Below are 16,587 nucleotides of genomic sequence, written 5' to 3' on the forward strand. Positions count from 1 at the left end.
ACGGTTGCTCTCTCTCCTCGTACGTCGTGGTGCTGGTGGCGCGGGTGGGTCGGGCCGGTCAGGCCAGGCTGCTCACCAGCGTGCCGATCTTCTCACCCCGCACCGCCCGCCCGATCGTGCCCGGGGTGGAGAGGTTGAAGAAGACCATGTCCATCCGGTTGTCGCGGGCCATGGCGATGCCGGTCGCGTCGGCGACCTTGAGGTCGCGCGCGAGGTACTCGTCGTAGCTCAGCTGGTCGAACTTCACCGCGTCGGGGTTGGTCTTGGGGTCGGAGTCGTAGACGCCGTCGACGCCCTGCTTGCCCATCAGGATCACCTCGCAGCGCGTCTCCAGCGCACGCTGGGCGGCCACGGTGTCGGTGGAGAAGAACGGCATGCCGGCGCCGGCGCCGAATATCACGACGCGACCCTTCTCCATGTGCCGGATCGCCCGGCGCGGGATGTAGGGCTCGGCGACCTGGCCCATCGTGATGGCCGTCTGCACGCGCGTCTCGACACCGTGCTTCTCGATGAAGTCCTGGAGTGCGAGGCAGTTCATGACCGTGCCGAGCATGCCCATGTAGTCGGCGCGGGCCCGCTCCATGCCGCGGTGCTGGAGCTCGGCGCCGCGGAAGAAGTTGCCACCGCCGACGACGATCGCGATCTGGACGCCCGACTTGGCGACCTCGGCCACCTCGCCGGCCGTGGCGTTGATGACGTCGAGGTCCAACCCCACCTCACCTCCGCCGAACACTTCACCGGAGAGCTTGAGCAGGACTCGCTTGTACGCCACGTGCATCCCTTCACAGCCAAACTGGGTGGGTCATCCGAAACCTACCGGAACGGACCGGGGCCGACGAACCCACCGCTCGTACGACGTTCGCACCGACGCGACGAGGGGCCGTACGCCGCGTGGCGTACGACCCCTCGTCGGTGATCGGGTGAGGCGTGGCTCAGGCGCCGACCTCGAAGCGGGCGAACCGCTTCACGGTGGTGCCGGCCTCGTCGAGGACGGCCTTGACCGACTTCTTCGACTCGGTGACCGACTCCTGCTCGAGCAGGACGATCTCCTTGAAGAACCCACCGAGGCGACCCTCGACGATCTTGGCGATCGCCTGCTCGGGCTTGCCCTCCTCGCGGGTCTTCTGCTCGGCGATCGAGCGCTCGGACTCGACGACGTCGGCCGGGACCTCGTCGCGGGTGAGGTACTGGGCCTTCATCGCAGCGATCTGCATCGCGGCGGCGCGGGCGGCAGCCTCGTCGCCCTCGAACTCCACCAGCACGCCGACGGCGGGCGGGAGGTCGGCGGCACGCTTGTGCATGTAGGTGACGGTGGTGCCGTCGAAGTAGGCGACCTCGCCCAGCTCGATCTTCTCGCCGATGGTGATGGCGAGGTCCTCGACGACCTCGCCGACGGTCTTGCCGTCGAGCTCGGCAGCCTTGAGGGCCGCGGTGTCGGTGGCCTTGACGGAGTCGGCGACATCGGCGATCTGCTGTGCCTTGGCGATGAAGTCCTCGTTCTTGGCGACGAAGTCGGTCTCGCTCTTGAGCTCGACCAGGGCGTTGCCGGAGGTGGCGACGAGGCCTGCAGCGGTCTCGCGCTCGGCGCCGCGGGCGGCGGCCTTGGCCGCACCCTTGACGCGGAGCAGCTCGACGGCCTTGTCGAAGTCGCCGTCCGCCTCGGTCAGCGCCTTCTTGCAGTCCATCATCCCGGCCTGGGTCAGCTCACGGAGCTTCTTGACGTCGGCGGCGGTGAAGTTGGCCATGGTCCTTCTTCCTTTGGTCCAGGGGGGTTCGCGGGCCGGCTCGAGGCGACCCTGCGGTGGGTGGGACGACGCGGGGCGCCGGCCGCGGACGTGAGCCCGGCGGCCGGCGTGACCTGCTCAGTCCTTCGTGTCGGCCTCGGCCTCGGCGGGCGCCTCGGCGGCGGCGGCCTCGGTCTCGGCCGGCGCCTCGACGGGGGCCTCGGTCACGGCCTCGGCGGGGGCCTCGGCCTCGGCGGGCGCCTCGGTCGCGGTCTCGGCGGGTGCGGTCTCGGCGGTGGCCTCGGTCGCGGTCTCGGCGGGCGCGGTCTCGGCGGTGGCCTCGGTCACGGCCTCGGCAGCGGCGTCGGCCTGCGGGGCCTCGGACGCGGCACCGGTGGCCTCGGCGGCCGGGGTCTCGGCAGCGGCGTCGCCGGTGGCGGCCGCGGCGGCCTTCTCGGCGTCGCCACCGAGGAGCTCGCGCTCCCACTCGGCGAGGGGCTCCTCGGCACCGACGGTCTCGTCGGCGTCACCGGCCTTGGCGCCGGAGCGGGCGATGAGGCCTTCGGCGACGGCGTCGGCGACCACGCGGGTCAGCAGGCCGACCGCGCGGATGGCGTCGTCGTTGCCCGGGATCGGGAAGTCGACGAGGTCGGGGTCGCAGTTGGAGTCGAGGATGCCGATGATCGGGATCCGGAGCTTGCGCGCCTCCTCGACGGCCAGGTGCTCCTTGTTGGTGTCGACGATCCACACCGCGGAGGGGACCTTCGTCATGTCGCGGATGCCGCCGAGCGTCTTGTCGAGCTTGGTGCGCTCGCGCCGCATCTGGAGCAGCTCCTTCTTCGTGCGGTTGGAGCCCGCGACGTCGTCGAAGTCGATCTCGTCGAGCTCCTTGAGGCGGTTGATCCGCTGGTGCACGGTCTGGAAGTTGGTGAGCATGCCGCCGAGCCAACGCTGGTTGACGTAGGGCATCCCGACGCGCGTCGCCTGCTCGGCGATGGCCTCCTGGGCCTGCTTCTTGGTGCCGACGAACATGATGACGCCGCCCTTGGCGACGGTCTCCTTGACGAAGGCGTAGGAGCGGTCGATGTAGGCGAGCGACTGCTGCAGGTCGATGATGTAGATGCCGTTGCGCTCGGTCATGATGAAGCGCTTCATCTTGGGGTTCCAACGACGGGTCTGGTGACCGAAGTGGACGCCGCTCTCGAGCAGCTGGCGCATGGTGACGACTGCCATGGGTTCTCCTGTTGTGGCGGAGACGCTCACCGACGTGCCCGACCTTCGGCAGGTCGGACCGGGAGCGGGCTCCTGTTGTTTACAGTTGATGCGCCCGGCGGGAGCCGGGAGCCCTGACGCTCACACGTCGGTCCGATCCGCACCGGTGGAGCTGGTGGGAACTGAGGACCGACGCCCGCGGGTGGTCCGGGATCGAGGAGCATCCCGGGCACGGTCGGCGAGCGCGCGAAGTCAGTCCGGGTGGACTGCTCCAGACATCGTAGGCCAGAGGCTCCCCACGAGGCCAATCACTGTCGCCCGCTCCCCCGAGCGTGGACCGAGCGTGGATCGGATGGCCACCAGGCGTCCACAACCCGGGGCGCCGAGAGCTCGTCCACAGGTGGCGTCGTCGCCGCTCGTCCGGCGCCCACGACCGGGTGAGGATCGCTCGATGCGAGCCGTTCTCGGAGCTGTCCTCCTCGTGCTGGTCCACCTGTTCCTCTCCAGCGGCGCCGGACCGGCGCACGCGCGTCCTGACGAGCCCGTCGGCGTGTGGCCCCTCGATCCCCGGCCCGACGTCGTCCGCCACTTCGAGCCCCCGCCCCACCCCTACGCCGCCGGGCACCGAGGCGTCGATCTCGCCGGAACGCCCGGCCAGGCGGTGCGCGCAGCGCTCGCCGGCACGGTCGGCTTCGCCGGCTCGATCGGCGGCAAGCCGGTCGTCACCGTGCTGCACGGCGGACGTCGTACGACGTACGAGCCGGTCGTCGCGTCCGTCGAGCGCGGCCAGGTGGTGGCGGCCGGAGGCGTGCTGGGACGCCTGGTGGTCACCGACAGCCACTGCTTCCCCGCCGCCTGCCTGCACTGGGGCCTGGTCGAGGGCGATGGCGACGCCCGGACGTACCTCGACCCGCTCTCGCTCGTCGGCGGCGGTCCGGTGCGCCTGCTGCCGCTGTGGCGCGACGACCCGGTCACGGTCCGTCTCCCGTGGAGCCCACCGCTCACGAGGTGGCGACGCGCGCTCGACTGGCTCGCCTGACCACTCGTACGTCACGGCCGCTCCGCTCCTCCGCTTCCCCCCGCTGCCAACCTCTGCGTCATACGGATCCGAACCGATACCTCCGCCTTGGGAAGACGCTCGCCGAGATGTGGGGGGCGCTCAGGCGCGGGGGTGGGCCTGCTGGTACGCCCGGCGGAGCCGATCGGTCGTGACGTGGGTGTAGAGCTGGGTGGTGGCGAGCGAGGCGTGACCGAGCAGCTCCTGGACCGAGCGGAGGTCGGCCCCGCCCTCGAGCAGGTGGGTGGCGGCGGTGTGGCGCAGGCCGTGCGGCCCGATGTCGAGCGCTCCGGGCACGTCCGCGATGCGTCGGTGGACGAGGTCGCGGACAGCCCGCTGGTCGATCCTCTTACCGCGCACGCCCAGGAACAGCGCGGGGCCGGACCCCTCCCCGCGCAGGTGGGGCCGGCCGGCGATCAGCCAGCGGTCGACGGCCCGGCCGGCCGGCGTGCCGTAGGGCACGGAGCGTTCCTTGCGGCCCTTGCCGAACACGCGTACGACCCGGCGCTCGTCGTCGACGTCGTCGATGTCGAGGCCGACGAGCTCGCCGACGCGGATCCCGGTCGCGTAGAGCAGCTCGAGCATCGCGACGTCACGCAGCCCGACGGGGCTGCCGTCGTCGGCGAGGTCGGCGGCCGTCCGGATGAGCGACTCGGCCTCGTCGGCGCGCAGGACCGGCGGGAGGGTCTTGTGCTTCTTGGGCGAGCCGAGCGCGGCTCCCGGGTCGCTCGGCAGCCGGCCGGTCCGGTGCAGCCAGGCCGTGAACACCCGCGCGGCCGTGGCGCGTCGCGCGATGGTCGTCCGGCTGCGGCCCGTGGTCTGGAGCCGCGCCAGCCAGCTGCGCAGCGCGCGGAGGTCGAGGTCGGTCACGTCGGTGAGCCCGAGGCGCTGGCAGTGGTCGAGCAGTCCGGCGATGTCGCCGAGGTAGGCGCGCACGGTGTGGGGGGCGAGGTCGCGCTCGGACACGAGGTGCCGCTCGTAGTCACCGAGGAGGCGCACCATGGCCTCGGGAAGGCCGGGCTCACCCTCGGACGTGTCCTCCCGAGGGCTCTCCGTGTCCGCCGCCTCGTCGCTCACGCCCGCAGCCTAGGCGTGCGGACGTCGCTCACACGTCAGGCGCGAGGCGCCACCCACCGTCCTCGAGCAACACGAACCGCTTGGCCCGCAGCCGCCGCAGCGCGCCGACGGTCTCCCGGACGTGGAGCGAGGAGTGGGTGGCGATCGAGTCGACCTCTGCCGGGGTGCTGACCGGCACCCACTCCAGCACCTGCTGCTCGACGCGGGTGAGCGCGTCCCGCGGGCGCTCCTCGCCACGCGGCTCCTCCACGAGGTGCTCCCCGGCCCGGCCGATGAGCTCGAGGATCTCGGAGCCGTGGGTGACCACTGTCCCCCTGCCCTGGCGGACCCAGTTGTTGACGCCCTGGGAGGTGTAGCTGGTCACCGGCCCCGGGACACACATCACCGGCCGGCTCAACAGCTCGGCCCACCCGGCGGTGTTGAGTGCCCCGCTGCGCAGGGCCGCCTCGACGATGACGGTGCCCGTGGTCAGCGCGGCGATCAGACGGTTGCGCGCCAGGAACCGGCGCCGGGTGGGAGCGGACCCCGGCGGTTGCTCGGACACCACGGCGAGCTCCGAGCCGAGGTGCTGCAGGAGTGGCCGATTCTGGGCGGGGTAGACCCGGTCCACGCCGCAGGCCAGCACCGCCACGGTGGCGCCGCCCGCCCGCAAGGCAGCGTCGTGGGCCACGAAGTCGATGCCCCGCGCACCACCGGACACCACGGCGGCGCCCGCGGTCGCGAGGTGGTCGCACAACATCCGGGTCATCTCCACCCCGTAGACGGACGCAGCGCGGGAGCCGACGACCGCGACGGCCGGGTCGAGTGCGGTGAGCGGCATCGGTCCCTTCACCCACAGGCCCGGCGGGGTTCCGCCGAACCCGTCGTCGCCCGCCGCGTCGTCGAGGTGGTCGAGCTCGGTCGGCCACTCCGGGTCCCCGGGGACGAGGAACCGGATCCCGCACCGATCGGCCTGCTCGAGCTGGCGTACCGGGTCGATGGAGGCGAGCCGCTCGGCGAGGAGGCTGTCGGGCTTGGGCACGAGCGAGCGCTCCAAGGCCCGGACGGCGCCGATCTGGCAGATGAGCGCGGAGGTCGTGCCGTCGCCGGGCTCGACTCCGCAGCTCAACGTCACACGGGCCAGCCGCTCGGCCTCGGATGTGGTCACGACGCCGCCACCGAGACCACCCTCGCCGGAAGGCTCCTCGCCGCGTCGTCGGAGCGGAGGGCGAGCGCGACGCCCGCCTCGCGCTCACCCGGCCGGGCCACGCCCGCGCAGTCGGCAACCGTCCACGCCAGCCGCTGCACACGCGTGAGCCCGCGGCGGGTCAGCCTGCCCTGGGCGAGCTCGGTGTCGATGAGCGCCTGCCCGTCGGGCTCGAGCGGCCACCGCTCGACGAGGACCGGACCGGGACAGGAGGCGTTGAGGAGCCACGAGCAGTCGCGGTAGCGGCGGGCCTGGCGCAGCCTGGCCTCCACCACCCGGGCTCGCACCTCGGCGGACGACTCCGGCTCCGGGGCGAAGGACACTCCCCGTCGGCGCCCCTGCGGCCGCACCTCCATCCAGATGTCGACCCGGTCGAGGATGGGCCCCGTGAGCTTGCGGCGGTAGTGGGAGCGCTGGACCTCGGTGCACTCGCAGCTGCCGCCCGAGAGGCCGTGGAAGTTGCCGCACGGGCACGGGTTGGCCGCCAGGACGACCAGCGAGCGGGCGGGGTAGGTGGCCGACTCCTCACCGCGGGCGATCGTCACCTCCCCCGACTCGAGCGGCTGGCGCATCGCCTCGACGACGTCGGCGCGGAAGTGCGGGAACTCGTCGAGGAACAGCACACCGTGGTGCGCGAGGCTGACCTGTCCCGGCCGCACCCGGCCAGTGCCGCCACCGAGCACGCTCGCCGCGGTCGCCGAGTGGTGCGGAGCGAACCACGGTGGACGGCGCACCAGCCCGCTGCCCTCCGGGAGGACGCCCGCGACGGAGTGCAGGGCCGTCACCTCGAGCGCCTGCTCGATCGTCAGGTCGGGCAGGATCGTCGGGATGCGCTCGGCGATCGACGTCTTGCCCGTCCCGCGGGGCCCGATCAGCATCATGGGATGGCCGCCCGCCGCGGCCACCTCGACGGCGTAGCGGACGTCCTCGAGCCCGTCGAGGTCGCGCAGGTCGACGTCGGCCAGCCGGTCCTCGCCGCGCCAGGTCGACAACGGGCTGGAGGAGGGGCCGACGACCGGGTCGGCCTCGGGCACCTCGGCACCCCGGAGCACGGCGGACACCTGGGCCAGCGAGCGGACACCGAAGACCGTCATCCCCGGCACGAGGCCGGCCTCGCCGGCCTGCGGCTCGGGCACGAAGACGCGCATGATGCCGTGGGCGGCAGCGGCGATGACCATGGGCAGCACCCCCGGCACCGGTCGCAGGGCCCCGGCCACGGACAGCTCCCCGATGAACGCCCATCCCTCGAGCAGGTCGGGCGTCAGCTCCTCGTGCTTCTTGTCGGCCGCCATGACGGCCATCGCGATCGCGAGGTCGTAGTGGGTGCCGCTCTTGGGGAGGTCGGCGGGCGCGAGCAGGATCGTCACCCGCTTGGTCGCCGGCCACCGTCCGCAGTCGTTGTTGATCGCCATTCGCACCCGGTCGCGCGCCTCGGACAGGCTCTTGTCCACCCGGCCGACGATCGTGGTGTTGACCAGGCCCGGGGAGACGTCGACCTGGACGTCGATCACGTGGCCGTCGGCACCCTTGAGCGCCAACGAGCGAGCGGTCGCGAAGGCCATCAGCCGACCCCCTCGACGTGCTCGACCTCGACCGGCCCCCCGTGGGGGGCCAGCACGCCCACCAGGTCGATGCGGACGTCGTCGGGATGGCAGTCGTGCACGAGCAGCCACCGCGCCCCGAGCCGTCTGAGGCGGTCTGCCTTGCGCCGGTCGACCGCCTCCAGCGGTGCACCGTAGTCGGTGGACGTGCGGGTCTTGACCTCGCAGATCACCAGGACGTTGCCGTCGCGCAGCACCAGGTCGATCTCGCCAGCGTCGCAGCGCCAGTTGCGGTCGAGCAGGACCAGCCCGAGCCGGCAGAGGTGTCGTGCCGCGATCGTCTCGCCGCGCTCCCCCAGCCGGCGGCGGTGCTCGGCGCCGGGGTCGAGGGCGAAGGGGGAAGCGGCAGCTCGTCGGGCCATCGTGGGTGCCTTCCGGTGGGCGGGTTCGGGGAGGAACCAGCACACCGCGCCCCACCCACGCCCCTCGACGGTCCGGGCGGCGGCCTGTGGAGACCGGGCGGAGGAGGTCGCCTGTGGACGATCCGTGGCCAGGTCTGGGTCGCGTCACCCGCGCGCGACGTCGTACGTCCGACTGCCCCAGGACGGACTGGGAGGCCTGTTCCGACACTTGGAGGCGGTTGCAACCGCCTCCAAGTGTCGGTTTCCCCGCTCGAGCGGGGAAACCGACGAGGGAGGGAGGGCGACAGCGACCCGAGCGCCCTCAGTCCTTGGGCGGGTCGATCTCCTGCGGCGCGAGCTCCTCGACGTTGACGTCCTTGAACGTCAGCACCTTCACGTTCTTGGCGAACCGCGCGGGGCGGTACATGTCCCAGACCCAGGCGTCGGTCATCGAGACCTCGAAGAACACGTCGCCGCTCTCGGAGCGGGCCTTCACGTCGACCTGGTTGCAGAGGTAGAAGCGGCGGTCGGTCTCCACGACGTACTTGAAGATGCCCACGACGTCGCGGTACTCGCGATAGAGGGTGAGCTCCATCTCGGTCTCGTACTTCTCGAGATCCTCGGCGCTCATCGGTCCTCCTCGGTGGTGCTGTCCGGCGTGGGGCCGAGACTAGCCACCTCGTCCCCGGGGACCGGCTCGAGACCCGCCGCACGCCGCACGTTGACGAACCGCATCCGGTGGAGCGGGCACGGACCGTGCTGCGTCAGCGCCGCCTCGTGGTCGGCGGTGATGTAGCCCTTGTGGGTGCGGAAGTCGTAGTCGGGCCACTCGTCGTGGAGCCCGACCATCAACCGGTCGCGGGTCACCTTCGCGATGACCGACGCGGCGGCGATGCACGCGGCGACCCGGTCGCCCTTCCAGACCGCGAGGCCGGGGACGCCGAGGCCGTCGACGGGGAACCCGTCGGTGAGGACGTACGACGGCCGCGTCCCGAGGCGGGCGACCGCGCGCCGGAGCGCCTCGAGGTTGGCGACGTGCATGCCGAGCCGGTCGCACTCCTCGTTGTCGATGACCACGACCGACCACGCCAGCGCCCGGCGCACGACCTGGGCGTAGACGCGCTCGCGCGCCGCCTCGGTGAGGAGCTTGCTGTCGGCCAGCCCCGGGACGATGCCCGCCTTGCCCGGCGGGAGGATCACCGCGCCCGCGACGAGCGGCCCGGCACAGGCCCCGCGTCCGGCCTCGTCGACGCCCGCGATCGGCTCCAACCCGGCCCGGCGCAGGGCGCGCTCGTAGCCGTAGATCCCGGCGTCGCGACGTACGGTCACGCCTCCGGGGAGGGGCTGGGGCGGGAGCTGGGCGGACACGGTCACGAGGACGGGGCCGGCACGTCCTCGAACGTGGCCGGACGGGTGTTCCAGCGGAAGCGGTCGGCGGGCCACAGCAGCACGAAGACCTTGCCGACCACCAGGTCGACCGGGACGAACTCGTCGCCGGGCACGCACTCGGTCTCGTCGGACTGGCACATCTTCTGGGAGCTGTCGGCCGAGCGGGAACGGTTGTCACCCATCACGAAGATGTGGCCGCCGGGGATGGGCCCCACGGACCACTTCTCGTCGCAGGCACCGTTGGTGGGCATCGGCCCGTTGCAGGTCGCGCCGCCGCGCTTGACGTAGTCGGACTCGTCGAGGGGATGCCCGTTGACGATGAGCCGGCCCTGCTCGTCGCAGCACTCGATGGTGTCGCCGGCGACGCCGATCACGCGCTTCACGAGGTGGCCGCCGGTCGGGTAGAGCCCGATCTTGGCCATCGCCTTGGCGACAGGGTTGGTGGGGCCAGCCGAGTCGATCGGCGGCAGCCAGCCGCCCGGGTCCTTGAAGACCACGACGTCTCCGCGCTCGGGCTCGCCGTCGCCCCAGTAGGAGACCTTCTGGATCAGGATCCGGTCGTTGAGGATCAGCCCCGGCTCCATGGACTCCGAGGGGATGTAGAAGGCCTGGACGAAGAACGTCTTGATGACGATCGCGAGCACCAGCGCGACGCCGAGCAGCAGGATCGTCTCCTGCCACAGCGGCAGCTGCTTGCGCTTGCTCCGGCCGGTCTTCTGCTCCGGCTCGTGCGTGGTGCGACCACTCATCGCGTCATCCTCCGACTGCTCACCCAGACGCGACGACCGCGGTTCCTCACCCGCTGAGAGGGACGAGGAACCGCGGCCGTCGGAAGTCACTCGCAGAGACTAGCCAGTCCCTGGTCGATCCCACGCCTCGCGGCGTGGTGCGACAGATCACGCCTCGCGGCGCTCCTTGATCTTGGCAGCCTTGCCGCGCAGGTTGCGCAGGTAGTAGAGCTTGGCGCGGCGCACGTCACCGCGGGTCACGATCTCGATCGACTCGAAGATCGGGGAGTTCACCGGGAAGGTGCGCTCCACGCCGACGCCGAAGGAGACCTTGCGGACGGTGAAGGTGCGGCCGATGCCCGAGCCGTGGACGCGGATCACGACGCCCTGGAAGACCTGGACACGCGAGCGGCTGCCCTCGATGACCTTGACGTGGACCTTGACGGTGTCGCCGGCGCGGAAGGCCGGGACGTCGTCACGCTTGAGGGCGGTGCCGAGGTCGGCGATGACGTTGGTCATGACGTTGCTCCTCGCGAGTGCCACAGGTCAGCCGCGGATTCTGGTGGTGATGGACTTGGCTGGTGCTCGGTGCGGCCGGCCGGCGCGCCCCCTGTGGCAGGTGCGGTGCGGCGGGACCCCGGCGCGGTGCATCGGTGATGCAGCCGGGCGACCCTGGCCTCGAGCGGACCAAGGGTGAAGTCTGCCAGAGCGGGCCGTCAGCGTGAAATCCGACGTCGGGCCTGCTTGGTCATCACGACGGCACCCGGCGGCGCCTTCCGGTCCGGCCGCAGCCGGAACCCGGCCTTCTTGTACATCCGCTGGTTGTCCACGGACCCGGCGCCGGTGAACAGGACGTACGTCGTGACGTCCGCGGGCGCGAGGTCCTCGACCAGCTCCAGGAGCGCCCGTCCCAGCCCACGCCCCTGCAGGTCGGGCGCCACCATGATCCGCCCGATGTCCCACTCGCCGTGCCGGTCGAGCCGCCCGCGGACGGCTCCCACGAGGCGGCCGGACGACGGCTCACGGGCGACCCTCACGGTCCACTCCCCCACCCCGCGGCGTACGTCGTCGAGCGACTCGCGCAGCGCCGGGATGTCCACCCCCGGGTTGGCCTCCATCTCCTGCAGCCAGCAGGCGCGCTGCAGCGTGTAGAGCTCGCCGGCGTCGGCGGGGACCGCGGGGCGTACGTCGAGGTCGGCGAGCGCCCCGACGAGTCCCGTCGCGGGCAGCAGGTCGGGCCGGCGGTCGGCCGTGCGCCGCTCTGCCTGCTCGCGACGCCAGGCGGCGATCCGCGCGTGGTCGCCCGACAGCAGTACCTCGGGGACGTCTCGCCCGTTCCACGAGGCAGGCTTGGTGTAGACCGGGTACTCCAGCAGCCCGTCGGCGTGCGACTCCTCCACCAGCGACTCGGCATTGCCCATGAACCCGGGAAGCAGGCGCACGACCGCCTCGGTGATGGCGAGCGCGGCCACCTCACCACCGTTGAGGACGTAGTCGCCGAGCGACACCTCGCGCACCGTGCCGAGGGTGGCGGCGTGCTCGATGACCCGCTGGTCGATGCCCTCGTAGCGCCCGCAGGCGAAGACGAGGTGCTCGTGCTCGCTCAGCTCGTGGGCGAGCGACTGCGTGAAGGGCTCCCCGCTGGGCGTGGTGAAGACGATGGTCGCTCCCGCAGCCACGGCGTCGAGCGCCTGGCCCCAGGGCTCGGGCTTCATCACCATGCCGGCGCCGCCGCCGTAGGGGGTGTCGTCGACGGTGCGGTGCCGGTCGCTCGTCCACCGGCGCAGGTCGTGCACCTCGATGTCGAGCAGCCCCTTGTCGCGGGCCTTGCCCGGGAGGCTCAGCTCCAGCGGCGCGAGGTAGTCGGGGAAGATCGTGACGACGTCGATCCTCACGACCGGGCCTCGCCTGCGCCCTCGGTCGCGTCGTCAGCCACGTCGTCGGGGAACGGCGACACCAGGCCGGGCCGGTCGGCGACCACGATGCGGCCGGCCGCGAGGTCCACCTCGGGCACGAGCGCGGACACGAACGGCACCAGCGCGTCCCGCCCGTCGGGCGTGCGGACGGCCAGCAGGTCCTGCGCAGAGCCGTGCACGAGGGCCGTGACGCTGCCGAGCGGCGAGCCGTCGACGTCGACCACGTCGAGGCCCACGAGCTGGTGGTCGTAGTACTCCTCGGGGTCCTCCGGCGTCTCGCCGAGGGCGATCGTGGCGTACAGGACGGTGCCGCGCGCCGCCTCCGCGGCGTTGCGGTCACCCAGCTCCTCGAAGGTGACGAGGAGGGTGGTCTGGTGCCAGCGGGCGCGGGCGACGGTCAGGCTGGAGGGACGCCGGTCGGCGCCGGCGGGTGCCTCCGCGCGCAGCGTCGTACCGGGGGCGAAGCGCCGCTCGGGCTCGTCGGTGCGTACGTCGAGGGTGACCTCGCCGCGGATGCCGTGGGGCTTGCCGATCCGGCCGATGACGACCTCGATGCCGGCCCGTTCCTGATCACTCACCCGCCGAGGCTATCGCCGCCCCATCGATCCCCGGACGACCGGGGGATCGCTCAAGCACCCCGGAAAATGCGCGACGGGCGCCACCCCGGTGGGGTGACGCCCGTCGACTGACGTGCTGGGCTCAGCGCCGGCGGTCGGTGTCGACGAAGTCGACCCGCGCACCACCCCGGCCCGCGAGGGCCGAGACGACGGTGCGGAAGGCGGTCGCGGTGCGGCCGTTGCGTCCGATCACCTTGCCGAGGTCGTCGGGGTGCACCCGGACCTCGAGGATCGATCCGCGACGCAGCTGCTTGTCGCGGACCACGACGTCGTCGGGGTGGTCGACGATGCCGCGCACCAGGTGCTCGAGTGCCTCGGCGAGCACGATCAGGCCTGCTTGTCCGCGTCGACGCCGGAGGTGTTCTTGCCCGCGTCCTCGGCCGTGACGTTCTCGAGGTCGGCGTTGGCGTCCGCGGCGCCCTCAGGCGTCTCGGAGGCCGGGACCTCGGCCGGAGCCTCGGCGGCCGGCGCGTCGGCCTTCTTCTCGGCCTTCTTCTTGGTGGTGGTCGCGGAGCCCTTCGACTCGGCGGACACCTCCTTGAGCGCCTCGTTGAAGATGTCGAGCTTGGAGCGCTTGGGCTCCTTGACCTTGAGGGTGCCCTCGGTGCCCGGCAGGCCCTTGAACGTCTGCCAGTCGCCGGTCACCTTGAGGATCGCCTCGACGGCCTCGGAGGGCTGCGCGCCCACGCCGAGCCAGTACTGGGCCCGGTCGGAGGTCACCTCGATGAGGGACGGCTCCTCCTTCGGGTGGTACTTGCCGATCTCCTCGAGCACCCGGCCGTCGCGCTTCTTGCGCGAGTCGACGACGACGATGCGGTACTGCGGCACCCGGATCTTGCCCAGGCGCTTCAAACGAATCTTGACGGCCACGTTTGTGGTGTCTCCTCAGGAATTGTCGTGGGTGAGGGACCGTTCCCAGGTGGGGTCACCGGTGCTGGTCCTTCGAAGGGCACTGCGTCGCTCGGATGAGAGGGTCCGGGCGCGCAGGACACGAGGGAAGATTCTGCCAGACGGTGGCCGCGCGCGACCAATCCGGCGCGGTCGGGGGGCGCGTCCGGGCTCAGACGGCGCCCAGCCCGATGAAGGAACGCACCGCCTCCGCCCCCGTGACGCGGATCGGCTCGGCGTCCCGGACGAACGTCTCGGGGGTCAGGACGAGTCCCTGGTTGAGCGCGAGCTCGCCCTCGCGGCGCTTGATCCGGCTCACCGCACTGGGTCGGTAGCCGACCTTGCGGGAGACGGCCAGCGACGCGGGGTTGTCGAGGAACGCCGCCGAGGTGATCTCCTCGAAGCCGAGGTGGTCGAAGAGCAGCTCGCACATCGCCCGTCGCATGACAGTGCCGAGTCCGCGGCCCTGGAACTCGCGGCCCAGCCACGAGCCGGTCTCCCCGGTCCGGGTCACGGGGAAGTGCTTCGCGGCCACCCCCTGGGCCCCGATCACGCGGCCGTCCAGGATGACGGCGAGGTCAAGGCAGAAGTCCTCGGGCGCGAAGGTGGACCGCTTGCCCCAGTGGTAGGCCGCGGTGTTGCGGGCGAGCTCGCCCGGCGCGGCGGCTGTCCACGGGAAGTAGAACGGCATCTCGGCCGGGTCGTGGATGCCCTTCTCGGCGAGGTCGCACAGCTCGAGGACGAGCTCGTCGGTCAGCCCGCGCAGCTCGAGCGGGCCGGCCTGGACGTGCAGTCCGAAGGGCGGGAAGAGGTCGACGAGGGTGCTCACGCACCCATCCCACCGCCTGCACCGCCACACGCTCAAATCGGTTTCGCGGCGCGAGCCCGGGAGCCGGGCCATGGCCCGAAGTGACCATGCGGGATGACCGATCCTCGAATTGTCTGGACCAGCGGTGTGCAGCAGAGTGGGCCGCCGTCAGTACTCCATCCCCCCATCAACAGGAGCACTCCCAGATGAACACCACCCGGCGCATCACCGCCACCGCCCTTGCCACCGCCGCGCTGGTCGCGCCGTCCGCACTGGCTGCCACCGCCGTGGCCGCACCGGACAAGCCGACCAAGCCGGCGAAGGCGGTCAAGGCGCAGACCAAGCAGCTGCTGAAGGACATCGCGGGCAAGGACAAGCGCCTCGAGCGGCTCTCGACCAGCACCGCCGTCGAGGCCCTGGCCGACGACACCGAGGCCGAGGTCGTGGCCAACGTGACCGACGCGCGGACCGCCCTCGCCGAGCTGAGGACCACCGTCGAGGCGGCCGACAGCACCGTCGACACCCGAGCGGCCCGCAAGGAGCTGCGCTCGTTCCGCGTGGAGAACTTCCGCATCGTCGTCAGCATCGTGAAGAAGGTCGAGGGCCTCGAGGAGGCCGCCGCCGCCGACCCGGAGGCCGTCACGCACCTCGCGGCCGCCGAGGCCGCCGCGCTCGAGATCACCGCCACCAGCACCAAGGCCGACCTCCGCGCGGCGCGCGAGCACGTCAAGGCCGCCCAGGCCGAGCTCGAGGGCGAGACCACGACCGCCTGATCGCAGTCACGTCCCCGAGGGGCGGTCACCCTGCGGGGTGGCCGCCCTTCGTCGTCCGTCGTGTCAGCCCACCACGGCACGACCGCGCAGCACGACGCGCGTCGGCGCGCGCAGCACGGACAGGTCGGCGCGCGGGTCACGGTCGTAGACGACGAAGTCCGCCGACGCGCCCTCGACCAGCCCGTCCACCCCGAGCCACTCCCGGGCCCGCCAGCTGGCGGCGCCGAGCGCGTCGTGGGCCGGCATCCCGATCCGCACGAGCGCCTCGATCTCGCCGGCGATGTTGCCGTGGCGGCTGATGCCCCCGCCGTCGGAGCCGGCGTAGATCGGCACCCCGGCGTCGTAGGCCGCCATGATCGTGGCGGGCATGCGCTCGTAGAGGTCGACCATCGTGTCGGCGTACGCGGGGAACCTCTCCTGCCCGGCTGCCGCGTGCTCGGGGAACTTGTCGAGCTGCATGACGGTGGGCACCAGCCGGGTGCCGCGCTGGACCATCGCGTCGATGAGGTCCTCGGTGAGCCCGGTGCCGTGCTCGATGCAGTCGATGCCCGCCTCGATCAATCCGGGCAGCACGCCGTGACCGAAGCAGTGCGCCGTCACCTTGGCGCCCTCGGCGTGCGCGGCCGCGATGGCGCCGGCGAACGCCTCCGCGGGGAACGACGGGGCGAGGTCGCCCTCGTCGCGCGAGATCCAGTCGCCGACCAGCTTGACCCAGCCGTCGCCGTTGCGGGCCTCCTGCGCGGCGTACGACGCCAGCTCGGCCGGCTCCACCTCGTGGGCGTAGCCGCGGATGTAGCGCTTCGTCGCGGCGATGTGCCGACCGCAGCGGATCAGCCGGGGCAGGTCGTCGCGGTCGTGGATCCAGCGCGTGTCGGCAGCCGAACCGGCGTCCCGGATGAGGAGCGCCCCGCCGTCACGGTCGGCGATCGCCTGCTGCTCGGTGGCCGCGTCGTCGGTGGCACCGAAGTCGTCGAGCCCGAGGTGGCAGTGCGCGTCGACCAGGCCGGGGACGATCCAGCCCTCCGCGACGGTGTCGGCTCCCGCCTGCGGCTCGTAGGTGATGCGGCCGTCGACGACGTAGAGGTCCCGCGCCTCGCCGTCGGGCAGGACCGGTCCACGGAAGCGCTGGGCTGGCTGGAGAGGCATGCCCGGACGTTATCGCCGCGCGGGCGCCTGGCGCTTCCCGATGCCCAGTTGTGGGCATGACGCCGGACGGGTCCCGAAACGACGATGGACAGCACGGTGTCCGCGCTGTCGTCACCCCGGGTGG

At 72.0% G+C, this 16,587-nt stretch carries 19 protein-coding genes; 2 read left to right on the forward strand and 17 right to left on the reverse strand.

The genetic code is table 11. From position 1 onward, the window contains the following. Nucleotides 1–58: 58 nt before the first annotated feature. The 3 genes from pyrH to rpsB all read right to left on the reverse strand — a co-directional run bounded on the left by pyrH (nt 59) and on the right by rpsB (nt 2,957). Nucleotides 59–778, reverse strand: a complete 720-nt coding sequence (gene pyrH / locus ACFQW6_RS08840) for a UMP kinase (RefSeq protein WP_378543344.1) — start codon at nt 776–778, stop codon at nt 59–61. A 154-nt stretch (nt 779–932) separates the two neighbouring features. After that, a complete protein-coding gene (gene tsf, locus ACFQW6_RS08845) occupies nt 933–1,745 on the reverse strand; it encodes a translation elongation factor Ts (protein ID WP_378543346.1) in 813 nt (270 codons plus the stop codon). 117 nt (nt 1,746–1,862) lie between these two features. Then, complete coding sequence (rpsB, locus tag ACFQW6_RS08850) at nt 1,863–2,957, reverse strand: 30S ribosomal protein S2 (RefSeq protein ID WP_378543348.1); 1,095 nt, start codon at nt 2,955–2,957, stop codon at nt 1,863–1,865. A gap of 430 nt (nt 2,958–3,387) precedes the next feature. On the opposite strand from rpsB, the gene ACFQW6_RS08855 reads away from it, so the two are divergent. Further along, nucleotides 3,388–3,975, forward strand: a complete 588-nt coding sequence (locus ACFQW6_RS08855; protein WP_378543350.1) for a M23 family metallopeptidase — start codon at nt 3,388–3,390, stop codon at nt 3,973–3,975. A gap of 120 nt (nt 3,976–4,095) precedes the next feature. Here ACFQW6_RS08855 and ACFQW6_RS08860 read toward each other — a convergent pair whose 3' ends face one another. From ACFQW6_RS08860 to ACFQW6_RS08920, 13 genes are all read right to left on the reverse strand, one after another. Then, nucleotides 4,096–4,995 (reverse strand): tyrosine recombinase XerC, encoded by a 900-nt coding sequence (locus ACFQW6_RS08860; protein WP_378543638.1) that lies wholly within the window; start codon nt 4,993–4,995, stop codon nt 4,096–4,098. 103 nt (nt 4,996–5,098) lie between these two features. Beyond that, complete coding sequence (gene dprA / locus ACFQW6_RS08865) at nt 5,099–6,217, reverse strand: DNA-processing protein DprA (protein ID WP_378543352.1); 1,119 nt, start codon at nt 6,215–6,217, stop codon at nt 5,099–5,101. Next, the gene (locus ACFQW6_RS08870; protein ID WP_378543354.1) at nt 6,214–7,818 is read right to left on the reverse strand and encodes a YifB family Mg chelatase-like AAA ATPase; all 1,605 of its coding nucleotides are present in this window, start codon (nt 7,816–7,818) and stop codon (nt 6,214–6,216) included. Before ACFQW6_RS08870 ends, dprA begins: the two co-directional genes overlap by 4 nt. After that, the gene (locus ACFQW6_RS08875) at nt 7,818–8,219 is read right to left on the reverse strand and encodes a YraN family protein (RefSeq protein WP_378543356.1); all 402 of its coding nucleotides are present in this window, start codon (nt 8,217–8,219) and stop codon (nt 7,818–7,820) included. The genes ACFQW6_RS08870 and ACFQW6_RS08875 overlap by 1 nt, the downstream gene beginning before the upstream one ends. Before the next feature lie 301 nt (nt 8,220–8,520). Further along, complete coding sequence (locus tag ACFQW6_RS08880; RefSeq protein ID WP_207081985.1) at nt 8,521–8,829, reverse strand: DUF2469 domain-containing protein; 309 nt, start codon at nt 8,827–8,829, stop codon at nt 8,521–8,523. Beyond that, nucleotides 8,826–9,527: a ribonuclease HII gene (locus ACFQW6_RS08885; RefSeq protein WP_378543641.1), complete on the reverse strand. Its 702-nt coding sequence runs from the start codon at nt 9,525–9,527 to the stop codon at nt 8,826–8,828. The genes ACFQW6_RS08880 and ACFQW6_RS08885 overlap by 4 nt, the downstream gene beginning before the upstream one ends. A 41-nt stretch (nt 9,528–9,568) precedes the next feature. Beyond that, complete coding sequence (lepB, locus tag ACFQW6_RS08890) at nt 9,569–10,336, reverse strand: signal peptidase I (protein ID WP_378543358.1); 768 nt, start codon at nt 10,334–10,336, stop codon at nt 9,569–9,571. A 147-nt stretch (nt 10,337–10,483) separates the two neighbouring features. Then, complete coding sequence (gene rplS, locus ACFQW6_RS08895) at nt 10,484–10,834, reverse strand: 50S ribosomal protein L19 (RefSeq protein ID WP_378543360.1); 351 nt, start codon at nt 10,832–10,834, stop codon at nt 10,484–10,486. Nucleotides 10,835–11,031: 197 nt separating this feature from the next. Next, nucleotides 11,032–12,210, reverse strand: coding sequence for a tRNA (guanosine(37)-N1)-methyltransferase TrmD (trmD, locus tag ACFQW6_RS08900; protein WP_378543362.1), 1,179 nt, complete (start codon nt 12,208–12,210; stop codon nt 11,032–11,034). Beyond that, nucleotides 12,207–12,809 carry a ribosome maturation factor RimM gene (gene rimM / locus ACFQW6_RS08905; RefSeq protein WP_378543364.1) on the reverse strand — a complete coding sequence of 201 codons (603 nt, stop codon included), beginning with the start codon at nt 12,807–12,809 and terminating at the stop codon, nt 12,207–12,209. The genes trmD and rimM overlap by 4 nt, the downstream gene beginning before the upstream one ends. Nucleotides 12,810–12,930: 121 nt before the next feature. Beyond that, nucleotides 12,931–13,173 (reverse strand): RNA-binding protein, encoded by a 243-nt coding sequence (locus ACFQW6_RS08910; RefSeq protein ID WP_091196877.1) that lies wholly within the window; start codon nt 13,171–13,173, stop codon nt 12,931–12,933. Between the two features lie 2 nt (nt 13,174–13,175). Next, entirely contained in the window at nt 13,176–13,718 is a 543-nt protein-coding gene (rpsP, locus tag ACFQW6_RS08915; protein ID WP_378543366.1) for a 30S ribosomal protein S16, read from the reverse strand. Between the two features lie 190 nt (nt 13,719–13,908). Then, a complete protein-coding gene (locus ACFQW6_RS08920; RefSeq protein WP_378543368.1) occupies nt 13,909–14,565 on the reverse strand; it encodes a GNAT family N-acetyltransferase in 657 nt (218 codons plus the stop codon). A 185-nt stretch (nt 14,566–14,750) separates the two neighbouring features. Here ACFQW6_RS08920 and ACFQW6_RS08925 point away from each other — a divergent pair, with 185 nt between their 5' ends. Next, on the forward strand, nt 14,751–15,317 hold the full coding sequence (locus ACFQW6_RS08925; RefSeq protein WP_378543371.1) for a hypothetical protein: 567 nt from the start codon (nt 14,751–14,753) through the stop codon (nt 15,315–15,317). Between the two features lie 63 nt (nt 15,318–15,380). On the opposite strand, the gene ACFQW6_RS08930 is transcribed toward ACFQW6_RS08925, so the two are convergent. Beyond that, the gene (locus ACFQW6_RS08930; protein ID WP_378543374.1) at nt 15,381–16,463 is read right to left on the reverse strand and encodes an amidohydrolase family protein; all 1,083 of its coding nucleotides are present in this window, start codon (nt 16,461–16,463) and stop codon (nt 15,381–15,383) included. Between the last annotated feature and the right edge of the window lie 124 nt (nt 16,464–16,587).

This window comes from Nocardioides sp. GCM10028917 (genome assembly GCF_042666175.1).
Classification (GTDB): Bacteria; Actinomycetota; Actinomycetes; order Propionibacteriales; family Nocardioidaceae; genus Nocardioides.